This window comes from Spirosoma jeollabukense (assembly GCF_054777855.1).
The window spans coordinates 1-1,053 of sequence record NZ_BAAHAD010000064.1 but is presented as its reverse complement, the minus strand read 5'-3'; the positions used below and the strand labels follow the sequence as shown (position 1 = coordinate 1,053).

Genomic DNA, 1,053 nt, shown 5'->3' with positions numbered 1-1,053 from the left:
AAGTAGTAAGAAAGCCATCATTAAGGCAAATAATCCAGTGGCTTCTGAAAAGGCGAATCCTAAAATAGCATAAGAGAATAATTGTCCTCTTAAAGAAGGATTTCTAGCAACTCCTAATATTAAGGCACCGAAAACTACACCAATTCCTACTCCAGCTCCTATTAAACCTGTAGTAGCTAAACCTGTTCCTATTATTTTAGCAACTTGAACCATAACTTTAGGTAGTCTATAAACATCTTATTTTAAATCAGTAATTTTTAGTACATCCTTTTTATTTATCTTGTACTTTTTATTCATTTTGTTAATATTTATTTAATATTAATTAATTATAAATACACTATGGTATTAATAAAGCATTAAATATATTATTTATGATAATATATTTAATATAAAATATAATTTAAATTATGTTTTATTATAATGTAAATATTTTTATATTTTTTGTATTAGTTTTAATTATAGATTGTCTACTGTCTATTTTTAAAGCATTTTTACCTAATTCATAAACAAAACCTATTGTAACGATTGTTATAAAACCTAAAACTATAATTAACCCGTATAAATCATTAGTATAACTACTAACTCCAAAAGGAAATATTAATAATATTTCTAAATCTAAAAGTAAAAATATAAGTGCGTATATAAAGAATTTTATAGTAAATTGACTTCTATTTTGACCTAAAAAACTATGAAATCCACATTCAAAAATAGAATATTTTTCTTGATAAGGGTTATGAGGAGCAAATACTAAATTAATAACTAAAAAAAGAGCTGCAATAATAAGCACTAATATAAATAATATACTTAAACTAGACATTTAATAATTAAATAAGAATTGTACCAATATGGTACTCATACTTAATCATTCTTTATTTACAAATATAAATAATAATATAATTAAAGTTATTACAGATATTGTAATAGCTATTGGACTAGATATTGCAATATTATTATATTTAAAAGTAATAGATTTAATTAAAATATTTTGTTTGTTATATATATTACCATTAAAATTTAAATTATTTAATAATGGATTTACTTTATATTTAGGTG

3 protein-coding genes are annotated in these 1,053 nt (G+C 21.1%); all 3 read right to left on the bottom strand.

The features are described from left to right. Positions 1–213 (bottom strand): ATP synthase subunit C family protein (locus ACYVEA_RS34525; protein ID WP_461117907.1); only part of this gene is annotated, 213 nt, incomplete at its 3' end. Positions 214–415: 202 nt separating this feature from the next. Further along, positions 416–817 carry an NADH-quinone oxidoreductase subunit A gene (locus tag ACYVEA_RS34520; protein WP_460433877.1) on the bottom strand — a complete coding sequence of 134 codons (402 nt, stop codon included), beginning with the start codon at positions 815–817 and terminating at the stop codon, positions 416–418. Between the two features lie 45 nt (positions 818–862). Continuing rightward, positions 863–1,053: hypothetical protein (locus ACYVEA_RS34515; protein WP_461117906.1), on the bottom strand; the 191-nt coding region annotated here is incomplete at its 5' end.

Coding starts and splice junctions, on each gene's coding strand:
- ACYVEA_RS34520 (WP_460433877.1), bottom strand. CDS start 817: ATGTCTAGTTTAAGTATATTATTTATATTAGTGCTTATTATTGCAGCT.